The organism is Sorangium sp. So ce204, assembly GCF_051526795.1.
GTDB lineage: Bacteria > Myxococcota_A > Polyangia > Polyangiales > Polyangiaceae > Sorangium > Sorangium cellulosum_B.
Genome location: NZ_CP150317.1, coordinates 399,541 through 418,697, shown reverse-complemented (window position 1 = coordinate 418,697; position 19,157 = coordinate 399,541). Strand labels below are relative to the sequence as shown.

Here is a 19,157-nt window from a genome sequence, read left to right as displayed (position 1 = left end):
GTCACTTACGCGCCAATCAGGGGGCGTCCTCACGTGACATCCGCGCCGGCGGGCGCTCGCTTTGTATCGATGGATGACGCCGGCCCGCTAGCAAAGATCTCCGCTGCCTCCCGGCTCCGCAGCTGCAAGCGCGACGTGCTCGATCGCTGGACGCGCCGGGTGCTCGACGACCCCAGGGCGCCGGCGCCGCGGCGGGGCGAGCGCCCGGTGCTCGACGACGCGGCGCCGGCGCTGCTCGAGCACCTGATCGAGGCGCTCGCGGCGAGCCGGCTCGCCGGCGAGGACGCGGCGCTCCGCGGCGCGTACGAGCGGGTCGAGGACCACGCGCGCCGCTGCGTCACGCGGGGCCGCTGCATCGAGGCGGCGCTGCGGGAGCTATCGCACCTCCGGGCTGCGCTGATCGAGGAGTGCGTCGCCCAGGACATCGCGCTCGGCGTGGGGGAGGCCCAGGTCCTCCACGCGGTGGTGGACGCGAGCATGTGGACGAGCGCCCTCGAGATCGAGCGGGCGACGCGCGCCGCGCTCGAGGACAGCGGCGCGCGCCTGCGGCTCGCGACGCAGGCCGGCGGCGTCGGCGTCTGGGATTACGACACGGTGACCGGCAAGCTGCGCTGGGACGACCGCTGCCGGGAGGTGTGCGGGCTGGAGCCGGCGTCGGACGTCGAGTCAGACGTCGATTACGAGCTCTTCCTCTCGGCGATCCACCCGGACGATCGCGCGCGCGTGCAGGAGGCCGTGCTGCGCTCGCAGGCCCCGGAGAGCGGCGGCGAGTACGGCATCGAGTACCGCCTCGTGGGGATCCGCGACGGGATCGAGCGCTGGGTCTGCGTGCAGGGGCGCACCTTCTTCGACGCGACAGGGCGCAGCGTCCGGATGATCGGCACGGCGATCGACATCTCCGATCGCAAGCGGGCGGAGGCTGCGCGGCTGGACGATCTCGCGTTTCGCGATCGATTCCTGGCCGCGCTCAGCCATTACCTGCGCACGCCGCTCACGGCGGTCACGCTGGCGTCGAGCACGCTGGTGCGCCACGGCAACCTGACGCCGCGCCAGGCGACGAGCGTCGAGGGCATCGCGGCGAGCGCGCGCCGCATGGCGCGGACGATCGACGACCTGCTCGACCTGACCCGGAGCTGCTTCGGCGACAGCATCCCTGTCGCGCGGAGGCCGGGGAACCTCCATGTCCTCTGCAAGGGGGCGATCGACGAGCTCCGTGCGACGCGCGCGGGGGTGCCGATCCGGCTCGATCTGCGGGGGAGCGGCGCGGGGCTGTGGGATCCCGAGCGGATCGCCCAGATGGTGACGAACCTCGTGCAGAACGCGGTCGACCACGCCGATCCCGGGAGCGCCGTGCGGGTGGCGATCCGGCCGCGCGGGGGCGACGTGCTGATCGAGGTGCACAACGAGGGCCCGGAGATCGCGCCGGAGCGGCTGGCGACGCTGTTCGAGCCCTGGCAGCAGGCGTCGCCCGCGGAGGGGCGAGCGAGCGCGGGGCGGGGGCTCGGGCTCGGACTGTTCATCGCGCACCAGATCGCGCGGGCGCACGGCGGGGTGATCGAGGTGGCGAGCCAGGCGGAGCGGGGGACGACGTTCACGGCGCGGCTGCCGCGGAGGGGGGCGGGGGCGAGGGGCTGAGGGCCAGTACGGACGCGATGTGCCCTAGAGCGACAAACGGGTTGAAACCGCCAGAAGAGAGCAGAATTCGAACCGCCAAGGCGCCAACGACGCCAAGAGAATCACAATAATCTTGGCGTCTTATGGCGCCTTGGCGGTTCACTTCTCGCTCGATCAACGTGATCGGTCTTCTAGGCATCAAGCTGGGCGGACCGTTCGATCTGGGCGACGGAGGGCCCGGCGGCTGGCACATCATCGACGCGCTCGAGCTGCGCTTCCCCGACCCGGGCGCGCCGGGCGAGCTCGACGCGCTCGTGCCTGATCTCGCCGGCTGGCGCCGCGAACGCATGCCCGAGATGCCCGACACGGCGTACTTCGCGCTCGCCCCGGACTGGATCTGCGAGGTGCTTTCCCCTTCGACGGAGCGCGTCGACCGCGACGACAAGATGCCGATCTACGCACGCGAGGGCGTGCGGCACGCGTGGCTGGTCGACCCGATCGCCCGGACGCTGGAGGTCTACGTGCTCGGCGCGGATGGCGGCTGGGGGCCCGCCGTCGTCCACCGCGACGCCGCGCGCGTCCGCGCCGAGCCCTTCCACGCCATCGAGCTCGATCTCTCGGTCCTCTGGGCGAGGTGACCTGCAGCCGCGCTGACCTGTCCGAGCCGACCTGGACCGAGCAGCGATGGTTGTACTCCTGGCCGAGGCGACACAGGGTGTTGCGAATCCCCTGTCCGATCTCCCTGGTCGGCCCGGTGGCGGTGCCTAGAGCGATAGACGGCTTGAAACCCCGGAAAAGAACAAGAATTTGAACCGCCAAGCGCGCCAAGGACGCCAAGATTTTGTTTTGTTCTTGGCGTCCTTGGCGCCTTGGCGGCTAATTTCTCGCTCGATCAACGTCATCGGTGTCCTGGAGCACCGACGATGAGGCAACCCCGAGGAATCAACAGAAGGGAAGAGAAACCGCAACGGCGCAAGGTGGGCGGTTCATCTTCTTGCTGTTGCATGCGGTTTCAACCCGATTGCAGCTCCACGGGGAGGCCGAGCCGCAGGAGAGCATCGCGGCCGGTCCAGCGGCCGCGAAGTCGAGGTGCCCTTCGGGCCCATCGCATCTCCTGAGTCGTCCCATCACCTGCCTCCGGATCGCCGCCGGCGCAGCCCCAGCACGCCAAGGAGCGAGAGCGCTCCGAGCCACCGCGGGGGAGCCTGGCCAGGGCTCGCGACTCGGCAGCTCATCGACGTGTCGCCACCGCCGTCCGGAGCGCCGGCGCCGCCGCCGCCGCCGCCGCCTCCAGCGTGGTCTCCATCGCCGCCTGAGCCTGGCTCTGGATCGCCGCCGGACGACTGCGAGGTGCTGCAAGCGCCGTCGCTGCTGCTGCCACCTTCGCCGGCGCTTCCACCGGCGCCACGGCCACCGGCGCCAGCGCTGCCTCCTTCACCAACGCCGCTGCCACCGGCGCCCGCGCTGCCTCCTTCACCAACGCTGCTGCCACCTTCGCCAGCGCTCCCTCCTTCGCCAACGCTGCTGCCACCGGCGCCAGCGCTGCCTCCTTCGCCTCCGCTGCCGCAAATGTCGACGGCGCCTGCTGCGCACGCGCCCGCCTGGCAGGTGTCGCCATCGGTGCACGCATCCCCATCGTCACAGGCGGTGCCCGTGAGCGGCGCACAGCGGCCGTCCTCGGAGGCACCGGCGACCACCACGCAAGCATCGCAAGGGCCGGCGTCGCAGGCGGCATCGCAGCAGACCCCATCCGCGCAGAAGCCGCTGTCGCAGGAGGCGCCATCGTCGCACGGCGCGCCGAGCGGAGACGTGGAAAGCGCGTAGAGCTCCGCGTTGGTCGTCGAGACGAGCCCGGGGATGGCGACGATGTCGACGACGTCGCCGCCGGCGATCAGCACCGCGCCGTCGAGGAGCTGCGTGGCCGTGTGGCCAGCCCGGGGGAGCCTCATCGGCGCGGCAGGGCTCCAGCGCTGGGCGACCGGATCGAACATCCACACGGCACCAGAGAACTTGTAGTAAACAGGGCAGTCCCACGGATCAGAAGTACCGGTACACGCCTCGGAGCTGGTCTCGCGCGTGTAGCCGCCCGTGAACGATGCGCGGCCGTCCCGCAGCGCCGTGAGCGCCGGCGACACGATCCCGCTCGCGGCCGGCAAGGCGAACGGCGGCATCGCGGTCTGGGTGTCCGTGACCGGATCATAGACGCTGGACAAGGCGTCGGGGCCATCGTGGCGCAGGATCATGAGCACCTTGCCGTCCGACAGCAGCACGATGTCCTTGAAGCGGAGAGGCGGCCCCAGGGTCCATGTCGCCGAGGCCGGATCGAACAGCTCGGAGCGGGAGACACCATCGCTGACGAGGACCCTGCCGTCCTTCAGCGAGATCGCGCCGCGAACCGCGTTCATCGCGGTCCGCATGGGCGTTGTCGCCGACCATGTGTCGGTGGCAGGGTCGTAGATCTCGGCGACGCCGCGGCTCGGAGAGGGTCCCTCCAGGACCCTCCCGCCGGCGACGAGCACACGGCCGTCGGCCAGCATGGCCGTGCCGCATGTCGAAGCGGCGCGAGCGGTGGGCATCCGGGCCGTGGAGGTCCACACATCGAGCGCGGGATCGTAGAGCTCGAACGAGACCCCCGACGCGACGAGCACACGGCCGTCCTGGAGGACCATGACGCGGGAGGTCGCCACGGAACCGGTGATCGCCCTCGGCGCGGCCGGAGCCCATGTCCCTGTCGCCGGATCGTACAGCGCCGTGCTGGTCAGCAGCGTGTCGTCGAACAACCTGAGAGGCTCGGGCTCTACGAGGATCCGCGTCGCGCCACCGAAGACGAGGACCTTGCCGCTGTGGAGCACGACGGCGTCGTGGTCGACCCGGGGCTCGGCCATCGTGGAGGTCGCGGCGTCGGCGGTCGGCTCCTCGCCGGCCGGTTCGAGGAGGGGCGGATCGCGCCAGAGGCCAGCCGGCCCCCTTCCCAGGTCGTCGCCCTGCGCGCAGCCGACCAGGGCCGCGGTGAAGAGGGCGATCGCCGCTGGCCACACCGGCAGGGGCAAGCTCCCGGCCCGCGCCGCACCCCGGAAGCCGAGGCTGCTCCTGCTGCCAGGCTCGCTGTCCCGCGAGCCTCGATACGATTGAAGCGTTCGCATCCCGCAAGCTCCTGCGCCCGTTGTCGCGTCGGGCTGCAGGACGTCGGGTGCGCCGGGGCGCGACAAAATTCATCCGTGCAATCGAGGGGGCCGGAGGAGCGCACGTCCTTCTGAAGTTGCTCGCCCACGACCCGATGCGCCGAGCGCATCACCCGCGTGCCGAGAGATCGGCCCGAACCCATCTCGGGATCAGCGCTTCTTGCTGGGCTCGCGCGCCGGCTCGAGCTCCTGGAAGGGCAGCGCGGGCCGGGGGACGAACCGGCTCATCTCCGCGGTCCCGTGGAGGTTCCGCAGCGCGCCGGGCGCCGGCTCCGCGGGCGGAGCGGGCCACGGCGCGCTCGCGGCCTCCCGGGGCGCGCTCGCGGCCTCGTCGCGCAGGTACGACGGCCACTCCGCCGCACGCTCGCCCTCGAACGCGCGCGCTCCGTCGATGTCCCCCTGCTGGGCCACGGGCTCGCCGAGTGACTCGATGCGCGGCGGGAACTCGCGAAGTCGCCGCTCCTGGGTCGCGAGGGCCTTCGCAAAGCGCGTCAGGATCTCCGGCTCGTCGCGGGCGAGCGCGCTGCTCATCGCCGTGCCCCAGCCGCGCGTCGCCGCGTGCCAGCGCGCCGGCTGGATGCCGAGCCGGAGCAGCACCTCGGTCGCGCGCGCCGCGGGGAAGTGGCGGCGATAGGCCATCACCTCCGCGTAGCGCTCGATCGTGAGCCCCTCGATCTGCGGTTCGCGCTGGTGCGCGCGCCCTGCCTGCCGCCCTCGCTCTGCCGCGCTCATCTCGGCTCCTTGGTCGCGGCGCCGCGCGCCTTGCGCTTCGCCAGCCGCAGCTCGCGCTCCTTCACCCATTTCGGCGTGTGGAGCGCGGGGTTCTTCAGCCACCCGCACGCCTCGCGATCGCCTCGATCGCACGCGAGCTGCGCGGTCTCGCGCGCCTTCTTCGGGTCCCTGGGCACGCCCCAGCCCTTGTCGTGGAGCAGGGCGTAATCGAGGCAGCTCGGACGGCTATCGCCATTGCATGCCTCGCGGAGACGCTCGGCGCCTTCGCGCATCCCTTCTCCCTCCCGTACCTCCTCGCCGTCGTGGGAGATGAGCCAGACACCGAGGGTACGGCATGCATTGCTGTCGTGCCAGCCGCAGGCCTTTCGCCGGAAATCGAGCGATTTGTGGATATCGCGCCCCGTCCCCTCCCCGTTGAGATAAAGCGTGCCGAGGATGTCGCAGGCAGGCGTATAGCCGAGCGCGCAGCTCCGCTCGGTGAGCACGAACGTCTTGCGCGGATCCTTCGCCACGCCGTAGCCGAATTTGTGAAACCTGGCGAGCTCGAAGCAGGAGGGCTCAGCGCCGCCTCGGCACGCGATGTCGAACAGCGCTGCTGCGGCCACGTAGTCTCTGTCGCCTTGCTCTCCTTCGCCGTACATCAGCCCGAGATCGTTACATGCGGCGATGTTGTTGCGGGTTCGGCAGAGCTCGCCGAGCAGGCTCCTCGCGCTGGTGATATCCTCTTTGGCGACCAGGTTGCAAAACCGGCCCGTGTCCTCGCAGGCGGCCTTGCGCAGCGCCACCTGACGTTTGGCGAGCTCGTTGACCCGCGCCCATCTCTCATGCTCCTTGATGTCGCCGAGGGCGGGGAGGTCCGCGCGGGCCCACATCTCGGCTGCATGGCCGCAGCTCCATTCGTTGCCCATGGCGCATCCTCTTGCGAGGAGCGCGCATCCCCTGGCCTGATCTTCCGGCACATGGATCGCCGTGAAATGGATCGCCCCCAGCGTACCACAGGACTTCGCATCATCGGCGTTGCAGGCGCGCTCCAGGAGCTTGATCGCGGCGGCGAACTCCTCGTCGGTCTGCGCCTCGATGCCCGGCTCGCTCCGGAGACGGAGGTCGGCCAGGCGACCGCAGGCAGGTTGATATCCGGCGTCGCAGGCTTTGGTATAGAGCGCCGCTGCGCGCGGATAATCCCTCTCCAGCGCGCCGCCGAGGTAGAGCTGGGCGAGGCGCTCACAGCCGCTTTGCTCACCGCCGTTGCACGCCTTCTCGAGCACGGTCGCCGCCTCTTTGGGATCGGCCTGCATCCGGATTTCCCCGGCGCGGACGCAGCTCGCGAGCGCGCCGTGATTGCACGCCCACGTGCACTCCTCGATCGTGGCGCTCTTCGCGCAGTCCTTCGGGCCTGCTGGCGGAGCGCTCGCCGTCGCTGCCGCCGCCGTGGGACGTGCCGCCGCGGGCGGCGCGGGCGGCGCGGACTGGAGCGGTCGGGGCGGCGGCGCTCCAGAGCAGCCGAACACGAACATCAATCCGGTAAGCAGAGACGCTACCACCGATCTCATGCGAGCTCCACCTCACCCGGTGTCCTCGGTTCGTCGTCGATCATGCTCATCCTGAGCTCTTCGGCGTGGTCATCGTCGGTCGCGATGGGCTCGGCGTCATGCGCGCTCGCGCTCCTCGTGTCCTCGCCGTCACGGAACAGCGATGGAATCGTGATGTCGATATCGCTGTAACGGTCGTCGAAGCGCTCGCCGTTCCAGGGCACCTCGAGCTTGGGATCGCGCCCCTGCCGCGCCACGGGCGCCACGCTGTCCTTGATCGCGTTCGGCAGCGGGTTGCCCTGGATCTGCTCGTTCGTCACCCCGAAGCTGAGCTCCGACCGAGCCCGGCTCCAGTAGAGCGCGCCTCCTCGGTCATCGTTCGTGAGGACGATCTGCGCCACGTAGTCCTCACCGTAGCGGAGCCCTGGCGCGGGCGGTGGATCCTTCTTCGTCTTCTTCGCTTGCTCCTTGTCGAACTTCATGCGGCGGATGACGGACACGTCGCGCGCCATCTTTGAGAGCTTCCGGCTCCGTGCGCCCTTGGTCCACATCATCCTCGCGAGCTCCATCCGCGGGATGTAGATGATCCACCAGGGCTGGAGGCTGGTGAACCCGGGGGTGTTGCGCAGGGACCATGCGCACTTGCTCACCCAGAAATTCTGCCCATCGTCATCGTACGTCCGCATGAGCTTGCTGACGAACAGCACATGCCGATCGCTGAGCTCGGGCCCAGGGCGGCGCTCCGCGATCACGAGGCGCATGAGGCTGATGGGCCGCGCGCGGCGGATGTGGTCGGCCATGGTGTCGAGCGCCACGGGGGCCGTGGGCAGCACGCCCATCCCGCAGAAAACGTTGCCTGGCGGGGCCGCGGTGAGGGAGATGCCGTCGTAGATCCCCGCCTTGCCGAGCGGGTCCATCACGGTGTCCCCTGCGTGTCTGTCGAGCGGGTGGCCGTTGCTGGTGTCGAACTTCTGGATCCGCTTCTTGTCCTTGCTCACGCGGAGCACGAAGAAGATGTGAGATCCCTTGCGCTGTCCGGTCGCGGGGAGGGGCACGCCGACGAGCATGTTCGCGGCGTCTGACTCCGAGGTCGGTGTCGAGGGAGTAAAGTTCAGCTCCTCTACCTTCGTGAGCTGCTCCGTCGGATCATCGACTTGCCGCTTCGGCGTCCCGTACTGCGACTTGCGCTCGGTGATGTCGTTCAGCGTCTTTTCTCTGAACTGGGCCTTGATCGCGGGCGCGCCATGCGCATCGGTCTCGATCCATCCGATGGGAACGAAGCCGGTCACCATCTTGTTGTCCCCGAAGGGGTTATAGCAGTAGATCGTCCCGGGGCCGATCGGCGGCGTCTTCAGCAGACCCGCCGCGACGTCGAGCGTCGCCTCCCTGGTCGGATACCACTTGCCGCCCGCGAACTGCCCGGCGTCGAAGATGGGGCGTCCGGGGTTCTGGCCCGCCGCCCAGCCGGCGCCATTCATGTGCTGCTCGAGCGTGAAGCCCCGCATGACCGTTCCGTACGTGGCATTGTGCTCACACGCGCAGCAGATCGAGATGGCCGGGTCGTCGTTGTCCTCCATCGCCGACTCGATCCTGCGACCGTCCTTCTCGAGCTGCTTCTTGAAGATCTGGATCTCGAGCCAGGTCGCCGGCGCGGTCGCCTTCTTGCGCACGCCCCACACCTTCTGGCTCATGTAGTCGATCGACGTCTTCTGCATCCGCGAGAAGATGAACGAGTCCCACTTCGAATCTCCGAAGTAGCACTGCCCCGGCCCCCCGTACCGCTGGCCGAACATCGCCTCGCTGAGCGCCTTGGCCCAGGCCTCCTCGGCGGGGTCGTCGACCCACTCGTCCTCGCCGTCCGTGCCCGGCGGGCCGGCCCACGCGTCGTCGAGAGGGGCGTGGATCCGCGCGTCGATGTGGGCGAGGATCTGCTCGATGCTCGCCGCGTCGGTGAGATCCAGCTCGTGCGCCGGGAACTCCGGCGCGCCCGTGGTGCCGTCGGGGTAGTCGACGGGCGTCATGTTGAGGCACGTCGTGAGCCGCGGCGGCTCGGCCTCGAACGCGGCTGGCGGCGAGGCGTGGCCAGGGCCGCCTGCGGGGACCTTGACTCCCATCGGTGCGCTCGGAGCAGGCATCGTCTCTTCTCTCCCTTGGCGTCGCGTCCCTGGCGTCGCGTCAGCTCCCGTGCCGCTCGACGATCGACCCGGCGGTCGCCTCGTCGAGCTCCCCCGTCGGCTCCAGCGCGTGGTCGCTCTGGAACCTCCGCAGCGAGGCGCGCGTCTCGTCGTCGATCTCCCCCTTGCCCGCGCCCCGGTAATAACCGAGGTTCCTGAGCCGGATCTGCGCTCCGGCGATCGACGTCGGCGCCGGCAGGTCCTCGATCTGGATCGAGTAGCGCCGCACCTGCCCCGTGGGGAACGCGCCGAGCCACAGCGTGATCTCCGCCGTCCTCGCCGCCTCCGGCACGTCCGCCTCGATGGATCCGTCGCCGCCCGTCGCGCCGTCGAGCTTCAGGCCCTCGCACGCCATCTTGAACCGCTTGCCGGCATAGGGCTCGAACCTCTCGTCGGTCAGCCGGATGCAGAACCTCTTCGTCCCGGGCGGCGCCTCGCCGTCCTCCGGCGGCTCGGGCGCGCCCTCGTCGCAGTTGAGGAGCACCTGCTCGCCCTTCACGCTCGCCTTCTTGCCGAGCTCGATCGAGGCCTCCTCGCCGTAGATCTTGACGACCTTCGACACGATCTCCGCGTCGCTCGCGAGCCGCACCGCCGGGCCCGGGCCGGACAGCGACGCGCGCTCCGAGCCCACGATCTCGATCGATCTCGCCCGGATGACGACGCCCTTCGGCGTGACCTCGATCGAGCTCTGGCCCGACTCGAGCACGATCGAGTCCTCGGCGCGGACGCGGATCACGCTGCCCGAGGAGAGCAGGTACTTGTGCGACACCGAGACCTCGGCCTGGCCGTCGTCGCGGCCCTCGCCCACGAGCAGCGTGTGCTCGGCGTCGACGCGGAGCACGTGCGGGCCGCCCACCACGGTCGTCGAGCCGCCGTGGAGCGTGGCCGTGTCCGTGCCGTGCACCTCGACGCTCCGGTTCTGGAGGATCTCCTCCGCGACGCTGCCGGTGGTGCGGCCGCGCGCGTCGCCGCCGCAGCTCCTCGACGCGCCGCCCTCGACGACCTCGACGAGCGCCCCCGTGACGTGATCGTCGCGGTCGCCCTCGACGCGGACGACCTGCTTCCCCGCGACGTTGAGGGTCTTGTCGCGGCCGACGGTCTCCGTGGCGTCGTTCTCGATCGAGGCGTCGAGATCGCGCTGGGCGCGGATCACCACCTGCTCGCCGCCGGCCCGATCCTCGAAGGCGATCTCGTTGTATCCGCCGCCGCCCGGCGTCGACTGCGTGCGGATGCCGCTCCGCGAGCGCGAGCGCGGCAGCCGGTGCGTCGGCGCGTGGAGGCCGTTGTGGAGCGCGCCCACGACGACGGGGCGGTCGAGATCGCCGCCGAGGAAGCCGACGAGGACCTCCATCCCCACGCGAGGCACGAACTGGAAGCCCCAGCCCGCGCCCGCCCACGGCGTCGCGACGCGGAGCCAGCACGAGCTCCTGTCGTCACGCGCGCCGTCGAGGTCCCAGTGGAACTGCACCTTCACGCGGCCGAGCGCGTCGGTGTGGATCTCCTCGCCGGGCGGGCCGACGACGGTCGCGGTCTCGAGCGCCTGCCGCACCGACGCGCGGGGCGCGGGCGGCCTCACCGGCACGGCCTCGGGCGCGCAGCGGAAGCGCGCCTCGTAGCTCGGCCCGTCGCTGCCCGAGAGGTGCGCGTTGTGCCCCTCGTGCTCGACCCGGGTCAGCACGTAGCGCCCGTTGAGCGCGGCGACGTCATGGCCCTCCAGCGAGAACCTGTGCCCCGGCGCGAGCCGCCGGCACCACGACGCGCCCTCGCCGAGATCCACGCGCGCCCGGGCCTGCTCCAGCACGATCTGCGCCCGCTCGGCGCCGGCGTCGATCCGCTCGTCGTGGTCGTGGTGATCGTACGTCGTGCGCGCCCGGATCGCCTCCCCTCGGGTCCCGCCGAGATCGAGCGCCGGCCGCGCGAGGTCGAAGCCCTTCACCCGCGCGCCACGCGGCGCCTTCGCCTGCCTCCGCACGAACCGCGTCACGTGCCGCTCCTCGGGAGCGAGCGCGGCGGCGCCGGTCGCCTGGCGGTAGGCGAGCGTGGGATCGCCGGCGATCTGCGCATAGGCCCCGGGGGAATCGGCGAAGACGATCACCTCGGGCGCCGCCGGGTCGCCGCCCTCGGGCGGCTCGAACCAGAAGAAGACGCCGTCCTCCGCGCAGAGCCTGGTGATGAAGGCGAGATCGCTCTCCTGGTGCTGGACGCAGTAGACGCGCGGGGGCCGGGGCGCGGCGAGGGAGAAGCGGTGGGGCAGCCCTGCCTCGGTGAGCACGGCGCCGAGGACGCCCGAGAGGGGTTGCTCCTGGAAGATGCGGCTCTGCCGCCCCTCGCCGAGGAGGGCGAGCCGCGGCTCGATGCGCACGCGGACGACGGCGCGCCCGTCGCCGTCGGCGCCCTCGACGCTCACCCGGGTGACGACGCCGGTCACCGCGCGCGCCTCGGTCGCCGAGGTGGGCACGCGCAGGGACGCGGGCCGCTCCATCAGCGTCGCGGCGAGGGTCGCCTCATCGATCGCCCCGGCGTCGAGCCGCGCGGTGACATCGAAGGAGAAGCAGCGTGAGAGCCTCTCGATGCCTCGAAAGCGCACGACCTCCAGATCGGGTGTCCCGGGCGCGTCGATGCGGAGCTGGAAGAGGGCCGAGGGCGAGGGCGCCTGCACAGGAGCGGATGTTCGGCGGCCGGCTGAGCTGCGTCAACGCCGGTGGAGCGCCGGCGCGCGCCCTCGATCGCCGCGGCGTGGTGATCTGGGCCGCCGGCTACGGGACCCGCGGCGACCGCGAGACGCTGTTCTCGACGGTGGTCTTCTTCACCGCCGTGCAGCGCGACGACCTGGGCGAGCCCCCGCCGCTGCGGGCAGCGCCTGCCCCGCGAGAAGAGCCCGTGACGCCGGCCGAGGTGCCGCGCTCCCCCGAGCGCCCGTGCGCGGGGGTCCCTCAATTCTCGCGGTTATGCTCAGGCGGAGAGTCCGGGGCCTGGCCGGCGCGCGTGCCGCCTAGAACAGGCTTCAATGGGGCCGCCGCCTTTCAGCGGCGGAGAGAACAAAACGACGTTCAAGGCCACCATAAAGAACGGGCTTCAATGGGGCCGCCGCCTTTCAGCGGCGGAGAGCGGGAGTGTCCGCCACGAACAACAGGACGGGGAACAGGCTTCAATGGGGCCGCCGCCTTTCAGCGGCGGAGAGATGAGCCTGGCCGCGGAGCGCGGGATCCAGAGCGGCGAGCTTCAATGGGGCCGCCGCCTTTCAGCGGCGGAGAGGGAGTCGTCGCCAAGGAAGGCGACGACGAACAAGGAGCTTCAATGGGGCCGCCGCCTTTCAGCGGCGGAGAGCGTGCGCTACGCCTTCATCCGCGCGACGCACGGCACGCTTCAATGGGGCCGCCGCCTTTCAGCGGCGGAGAGGTCAAGGCGGGAATCGCAGCGCGAGGGCTCGGGCTAGCTTCAATGGGGCCGCCGCCTTTCAGCGGCGGAGAGTCCGCGCGGGTCTCGCTGCCCATCCGCGCGTCGAGCCACAGCTTCAATGGGGCCGCCGCCTTTCAGCGGCGGAGAGGTACCCCGAGGGGGCCAAGCGGTATGTGATTGAGGAGCTTCAATGGGGCCGCAGCCTTTCAGCGGCGGAGAGTCGAAGGTGGCGTCGCGCTTCGGCACGAAACCCGGGATGCTTCAATGGGGCCGCCGCCTTTCAGCGGCGGAGAGAAGGGGAGCGCAGTTGCCGGCCCCGGCTGCGCCTCAGCTTCAATGGGGCCGCCGCCTTTCAGCGGCGGAGAGTCGGAACCGTGGTCACGAATGACTATCTGGAGGTGTACACGCTTCAATGGGGCCGCCGTCTTTCAGCGGCGGAGAGTCAGTCTTACGCGCCGCTCATCGTCCACGAGCGATGGCTTCAATGGGGCCTCCGCCTTTCAGCGGCGGAGAGTTGGGCTGACCATCTGGGGAGCCTACAAGCTGGGAGGCTTCAATGGGGCCGCCGCCTTTCAGCGGCGGAGAGCCGTGCCCGACGGCGATGATGTCGACCGTCTTAGAGAGCTTCAATGGGGCCGCCGCCTTTCAGCGGCGGAGAGGGTCTGCCTGAGACATCAATTGGCGCTCGTGTAAAGGATGCTTCAATGGGGCCGCCGCCTTTCAGCGGCGGAGAGCCCTCGCCGCGCGGCGACACCGACCGGCTCCAGCCCCCGCTTCAATGGGGCCGCCGCCTTTCAGCGGCGGAGAGCCGGACCTGCTCCCGCGCCCTCGCGCCCGGGGAGGTGCTTCAATGGGGCCGCCGCCTTTCAGCGGCGGAGAGATCGCGTGGGTGGAGACGACGCTGGACGGGCCCGCCATGCTTCAATGGGGCCGCCGCCTTTCAGCGGCGGAGAGCGCCCACGGCCGAGCCGAGGCGGAAGAGCGCCAGCCGCTTCAATGGGGCCGCCGCCTTTCAGCGGCGGAGAGGGCCGTTGGCGTCGAGTATTGAAACGCCCAGTTGTGCGCTTCAATGGGGCCGCCGCCTTTCAGCGGCGGAGAGGCCCGAATGCGGCAGGAGCAGACCGGGCAGGTGCCGTCGCTTCAATGGGGCCGCCGCCTTTCAGCGGCGGAGAGCGCTGCCCCGTCGGTTCCCAGGCGCATCACGTGCTGGCTTCAATGGGGCCGCCGCCTTTCAGCGGCGGAGAGTCGGATTCGATCCACTGGCCGTTAAGAGCCAGCCTGGGCTTCAATGGGGCCGCCGCCTTTCAGCGGCGGAGAGTTTCATCGCTCGCGCCTCCTTTGCTCGATCGTGATGGGCTTCAATGGGGCCGCCGCCTTTCAGCGGCGGAGAGATGGGTGCCGAGGAGACGCACGGCGTGAACCCGACGCTTCGGCTTCAATGGGGCCGCCGCCTTTCAGCGGCGGAGAGGATGACCGACGAGCAGGTCGAGGAGGCGCAGCTCGTCGCGCTTCAATGGGGCCGCCGCCTTTCAGCGGCGGAGAGCCCACCCGTCGATGGTGTTGATCACCGCCAGAGGCACGCTTCAATGGGGCCGCCGCCTTTCAGCGGCGGAGAGGTTGTTCGCGTACGAGCCGCGTCCGCGCTTCGAGACGCTTCAATGGGGCCGCCGCCTTTCAGCGGCGGAGAGACCTTGATGCCGTCGATCTCGTCCGGTCGACTCGAGCTTCAATGGGGCCGCCGCCTTTCAGCGGCGGAGAGGTAGTGCGGAGTCGACGGGATCTCGACGGGCTCGGTGGCGCTTCAATGGGGCCGCCGCCTTTCAGCGGCGGAGAGCGAGGATCCTGGACACCGCGCGCGTCCGAGCGACTGCTTCAATGGGGCCGCCGCCTTTCAGCGGCGGAGAGGTCCTGCAAGATTCCTCACGCGTTACCTCGCAGCCACCAGCGCTTCAATGGGGCCGCCGCCTTTCAGCGGCGGAGAGTCTCGTGCTCGCGCAGGGCGGTACCGAGCGCGATGGAGCTTCAATGGGGCCGCCGCCTTTCAGCGGCGGAGAGCCCGCATCCGCGCGATACTCGCACCTTAGAGAACAGCTTCAATGGGGCCGCCGCCTTTCAGCGGCGGAGAGGAACGAGGAGCGGATCGCGGCGCTGGAAGTCAGGCTGCTTCAATGGGGCCGCCGCCTTTCAGCGGCGGAGAGGATCGAGGCGCGCTGCATCGCCTCGCGAAAGTGGCGCTTCAATGGGGCCGCCGCCTTTCAGCGGCGGAGAGCGGCGAACGGCTCACCACGCAGCCCGCGCACCGCGAGGTGCTTCAATGGGGCCGCCGCCTTTCAGCGGCGGAGAGTCGGCGTCGAGCCGCCCGTGCGCGGCAGCGCCGGCGCGCTTCAATGGGGCCGCCGCCTTTCAGCGGCGGAGAGAGCATCTGATGGGCGTCCGCACCATGCTCGTCCTGGTGCTTCAATGGGGCCGCCGCCTTTCAGCGGCGGAGAGCGCGGTCCACCTTTCGAACTGCGTGCCGCCCATCCAGCTTCAATGGGGCCGCCGCCTTTCAGCGGCGGAGAGGACTGCGGGCGGCGGCCCCCTCGCGTCGACAGCCGGCTTCAATGGGGCCGCCGCCTTTCAGCGGCGGAGAGGCCGACCTGGCCAAGTTGGCGGAGAAGGGGGAGCAATGCTTCAATGGGGCCGCCGCCTTTCAGCGGCGGAGAGTGAACGCGCAGGGCCGACGCGCCTCGATCGTGGACGCGCTTCAATGGGGCCGCCGCCTTTCAGCGGCGGAGAGGTCTTGCTCTCCGGGATATACGGGCAGTCGAGGTAGCGCTTCAATGGGGCCGCCGCCTTTCAGCGGCGGAGAGAGCTGAAAGAGTGGAGCTTCGTCAGGGGGCCGAAATGGCTTCAATGGGGCCGCCGCCTTTCAGCGGCGGAGAGAGCAGCTTCTCGAGCTCTTCACATCGGCTCACGTGACCGGCTTCAATGGGGCCGCCGCCTTTCAGCGGCGGAGAGCGGCGAGCTCTTGTCGGATGAGCTTCGCCGTATCCTTGCTTCAATGGGGCCGCCGCCTTTCAGCGGCGGAGAGGGCGGGCGCTTGCCGTGGCCAGGGCGCGAGAACGCGGGCTTCAATGGGGCCGCCGCCTTTCAGCGGCGGAGAGGCGAGAGCGCAGGCGCCGAGCTCGAGCCTTCAGCGGGCTTCAATGGGGCCGCCGCCTTTCAGCGGCGGAGAGTCCCATGCCGACGGGACGGGCTACAGGTGGTGTTAGCTTCAATGGGGCCGCCGCCTTTCAGCGGCGGAGAGCAGGAGGTGAGCGCGTGCCGCGGGGTCGCCATCGCGGCTTCAATGGGGCCGCCGCCTTTCAGCGGCGGAGAGGTCTATCTGGGGCTCGCGGGCTCCTTGAATCTCTACTAGCTTCAATGGGGCCGCCGCCTTTCAGCGGCGGAGAGCATCCTCAGCTCGATCCGCTCGCATCCGCTCCCGTCGCTTCAATGGGGCCGCCGCCTTTCAGCGGCGGAGAGCGGCGACATCGAGAGCGGCCGGGACATCATCATCGTGCTTCAATGGGGCCGCCGCCTTTCAGCGGCGGAGAGAACGGAGACGCGCACGCTGCGCGGCGTCGTCGTGGCGCTTCAATGGGGCCGCCGCCTTTCAGCGGCGGAGAGTCGCCGGCGCCCCAACCGCCGATAGCGGCGCGTGGTGCTTCAATGGGGCCGCCGCCTTTCAGCGGCGGAGAGGAGCTGGAGGCGCTCTACCGCGAGGAGCGTCCGGCTGGGCTTCAATGGGGCCGCCGCCTTTCAGCGGCGGAGAGAAATGGTTCCTCGGATTCGGTCTCCTCGAGTGGAGGCTTCAATGGGGCCGCCGCCTTTCAGCGGCGGAGAGGGCTTGATCGACCTTGGCGTGAGGCAGCAAGGAGCCGGCTTCAATGGGGCCGCCGCCTTTCAGCGGCGAAGAGCACGAGCGCAGCACACGAGCGCAGGCTCGACGTCATCGGGCTTCAATGAGGCCGCCGCCTTTCAGCGGCGGAGAGCCGTGCTTCGGGTGGACCTCGATGCCGTGGCACGGAGCTCGCTTCAATGGGGCCGCCGCCTTTCAGCGGCGGAGAGTTCACGGAGCAGGAGCTTTCCGAGCTCGTCGGGGTCCCGCTTCAATGGGGCCGCCGCCTTTCAGCGGCGGAGAGGTCGACAACCCAACCATAGACGATACTGCCTAGGCAGTGCTTCAATGGGGCCGCCGCCTTTCAGCGGCGGAGAGGCTCGACTGCACGCGCCGGCTCGGCCGTCAACACCTGCTTCAATGGGGCCGCCGCCTTTCAGCGGCGGAGAGGATGATGGGCGGTACGTGATGACCGCAGGCGAGATCATGCTTCAATGGGGCCGCCGCCTTTCAGCGGCGGAGAGTGGAGGCAGACGGCTGGCTCGAGTGTGACGCCTGCTGGCTTCAATGGGGCCGCCGCCTTTCAGCGGCGGAGAGGTAGGGCGGCCGGAACGAGTCGCATTGACTGGTCACGCTTCAATGGGGCCGCCGCCTTTCAGCGGCGGAGAGCGCCTGGCGGTTGCTGATGAAGGCCGGGCGAGCGTTGCTTCAATGGGGCCGCCGCCTTTCAGCGGCGGAGAGACCCTTCGCCGCCCAGGACTTCCCAGAGGGCGTTCGGCTTCAATGGGGCCGCCGCCTTTCAGCGGCGGAGAGGGCGGCGCCCGAACGGGGAGTCATGCCTGATCAGCCGCTTCAATGGGGCCGCCGCCTTTCAGCGGCGGAGAGCACGGTCGCGGCCGCCCATGGCTCCTCGGTGGTGGGGTAGCTTCAATGGGGCCGCCGCCTTTCAGCGGCGGAGAGCCGCAGACGAGGCGCTACGGGGAGGTGCTGCTCGCTGCTTCAATGGGGCCGCCGCCTTTCAGCGGCGGAGAGAGACGGCGGCCGCGCGGGCCGAGAGGAGGGCGGCTTGCTTCAATGGGGCCGCCGCCTTTCAGCGGCGGAGAGCTCGTCCACGACTACCACGAGTACCAGCCTCGCTCCGAGCTTCAATGGGGCCGCCGCCTTTCAGCGGCGGAGAGCAGGACGCTGGTAGGCTTGGCGGGCGCCTCCTCGACTCGCTTCAATGGGGCCGCCGCCTTTCAGCGGCGGAGAGCCAGGAAGCCATGGCGCTGGTATCCTCTGGCGTCTACCGGCTTCAATGGGGCCGCCGCCTTTCAGCGGCGGAGAGCTCGTTGGCGCCACGGTAGCCGAGGCCGACGAGGCCGCTTCAATGGGGCCGCCGCCTTTCAGCGGCGGAGAGATCAGGCTTCCAAGGTCATCGGCTACAAGGCCCGTCTGCTTCAATGGGGCCGCCGCCTTTCAGCGGCGGAGAGTACGGCACGCGCGGCTACCCGGGCGACCAGTTCACCGGGCTTCAATGGGGCCGCCGCCTTTCAGCGGCGGAGAGCGACGTACGCCGTTTTGCAGAGCTCGGCGCACTCGATGCTTCAATGGGACCGCCGCCTTTCAGCGGCGGAGAGCTGCGGTGACAGCGCTCCGGGTCGACGCAAAAGCACGCTGGCTTCAATGGGGCCGCCGCCTTTCAGCGGCGGAGAGAACGCCTTGTTGCCGGGCACGGTCACGAACCTGCCGTAGCTTCAATGGGGCCGCCGCCTTTCAGCGGCGGAGAGGCCGCGGGCGACGACGACGCCAGGCCGAACCTCCCCGCGCTTCAATGGGGCCGCCGCCTTTCAGCGGCGGAGAGCTCCGGCTGGCGCTTCTGCCGGCGCCCGGCGTCGTAGCTTCAATGGGGCCGCCGCCTTTCAGCGGCGGAGAGACGCGACGGCGTCATCTGGCACGGACGTGTATCCCCAGCTTCAATGGGGCCGCCGCCTTTCAGCGGCGGAGAGCTCGTCGGCGAGCCCAGGGCGGTCCGGCGTGCCCTTGCTTCAATGGGGCCGCCGCCTTTCAGCGGCGGAGAGAGCTTGAGCGCCTCGGCGCCGGAGGCGAACTCACTGTCGCTTCAATGGGGCCGCCGCCTTTCAGCGGCGGAGAGCGCGTACGCCGCGGCATGGTCGGAGATCCGCTCCTGGCTTCAATGGGGCCGCCGCCTTTCAGCGGCGGAGAGAGACGCAGACCCGGCGCCTCGTGAAGCCGCAGCCTGCGCTTCAATGGGGCCGCCGCCTTTCAGCGGCGGAGAGAGGTCGTCGCCGGTGGATGTGACCATGATGCGCGGGACGCTTCAATGGGGCCGCCGCCTTTCAGCGGCGGAGAGCTGTGAAAGTTTCGTGGTCCCGGTGGTAGACTGGGACCATGCTTCAATGGGGCCGCCGCCTTTCAGCGGCGGAGAGCTGGCGCTGCATGGAGGAGCACGTGGACAACGACACGCTTCAATGGGGCCGCCGCCTTTCAGCGGCGGAGAGCTCGCTGGACGGACGTGCGAGGGAGGTGCTCATGGCTGCTTCAATGGGGCCGCCGCCTTTCAGCGGCGGAGAGAGCCAAGGAAGCGGCGCGACGCGGCGCGAACGTGCAGCTTCAATGGGGCCGCCGCCTTTCAGCGGCGGAGAGGTCGTATGCGACGGCCATG

General features: G+C 70.0%; 6 protein-coding genes, 1 pseudogene and 1 CRISPR repeat array (1 of these 8 running past the window's edge). Of the genes and pseudogenes, 2 read left to right on the top strand and 5 right to left on the bottom strand.

Annotated elements, in window-relative coordinates:
• The first annotated feature begins 69 nt into the window (after positions 1 to 69).
• Positions 70 to 1,635 carry an ATP-binding protein gene (locus WMF22_RS01540; protein WP_438034619.1) on the top strand — a complete coding sequence of 522 codons (1,566 nt, stop codon included), beginning with the start codon at positions 70 to 72 and terminating at the stop codon, positions 1,633 to 1,635.
• Between the two features lie 170 nt (positions 1,636 to 1,805).
• A pseudogene (locus WMF22_RS01535) lies at positions 1,806 to 2,252 on the top strand (Uma2 family endonuclease); the annotation flags it as partial.
• Between the two features lie 489 nt (positions 2,253 to 2,741).
• On the opposite strand, the gene WMF22_RS01530 reads toward WMF22_RS01535, so the two are convergent.
• From WMF22_RS01530 to tssI, 5 genes are all read right to left on the bottom strand, one after another.
• Positions 2,742 to 4,757 carry a Kelch repeat-containing protein gene (locus tag WMF22_RS01530; protein ID WP_438034618.1) on the bottom strand — a complete coding sequence of 672 codons (2,016 nt, stop codon included), beginning with the start codon at positions 4,755 to 4,757 and terminating at the stop codon, positions 2,742 to 2,744.
• A gap of 189 nt (positions 4,758 to 4,946) precedes the next feature.
• Complete coding sequence (locus tag WMF22_RS01525; protein ID WP_438034617.1) at positions 4,947 to 5,528, bottom strand: hypothetical protein; 582 nt, start codon at positions 5,526 to 5,528, stop codon at positions 4,947 to 4,949.
• Positions 5,525 to 7,078 carry a hypothetical protein gene (locus WMF22_RS01520; RefSeq protein WP_438034616.1) on the bottom strand — a complete coding sequence of 518 codons (1,554 nt, stop codon included), beginning with the start codon at positions 7,076 to 7,078 and terminating at the stop codon, positions 5,525 to 5,527. Before WMF22_RS01520 ends, WMF22_RS01525 begins: the two co-directional genes overlap by 4 nt.
• The gene (locus WMF22_RS01515; RefSeq protein ID WP_438034615.1) at positions 7,075 to 9,171 is read right to left on the bottom strand and encodes a hypothetical protein; all 2,097 of its coding nucleotides are present in this window, start codon (positions 9,169 to 9,171) and stop codon (positions 7,075 to 7,077) included. Before WMF22_RS01515 ends, WMF22_RS01520 begins: the two co-directional genes overlap by 4 nt.
• A gap of 61 nt (positions 9,172 to 9,232) precedes the next feature.
• Positions 9,233 to 11,890, bottom strand: coding sequence for a type VI secretion system tip protein TssI/VgrG (gene tssI, locus WMF22_RS01510; RefSeq protein WP_438034614.1), 2,658 nt, complete (start codon positions 11,888 to 11,890; stop codon positions 9,233 to 9,235).
• A gap of 342 nt (positions 11,891 to 12,232) precedes the next feature.
• Positions 12,233 to 19,157: direct repeats of the CRISPR family, unit length 36 nt; unit sequence GCTTCAATGGGGCCGCCGCCTTTCAGCGGCGGAGAG (it continues 852 nt past the right edge of the window).

Excerpts from the sequence above, each read along its gene's own strand:
- WMF22_RS01520 (WP_438034616.1), bottom strand. The coding sequence starts at position 7,078 with ATGAGATCGGTGGTAGCGTCTCTGCTTACCGGATTGATGTTCGTGTTC.
- WMF22_RS01525 (WP_438034617.1), bottom strand. The coding sequence starts at position 5,528 with ATGAGCGCGGCAGAGCGAGGGCGGCAGGCAGGGCGCGCGCACCAGCGC.
- WMF22_RS01540 (WP_438034619.1), top strand. The coding sequence starts at position 70 with ATGGATGACGCCGGCCCGCTAGCAAAGATCTCCGCTGCCTCCCGGCTC.
- WMF22_RS01530 (WP_438034618.1), bottom strand. The coding sequence starts at position 4,757 with ATGCGAACGCTTCAATCGTATCGAGGCTCGCGGGACAGCGAGCCTGGC.
- WMF22_RS01515 (WP_438034615.1), bottom strand. The coding sequence starts at position 9,171 with ATGGGAGTCAAGGTCCCCGCAGGCGGCCCTGGCCACGCCTCGCCGCCA.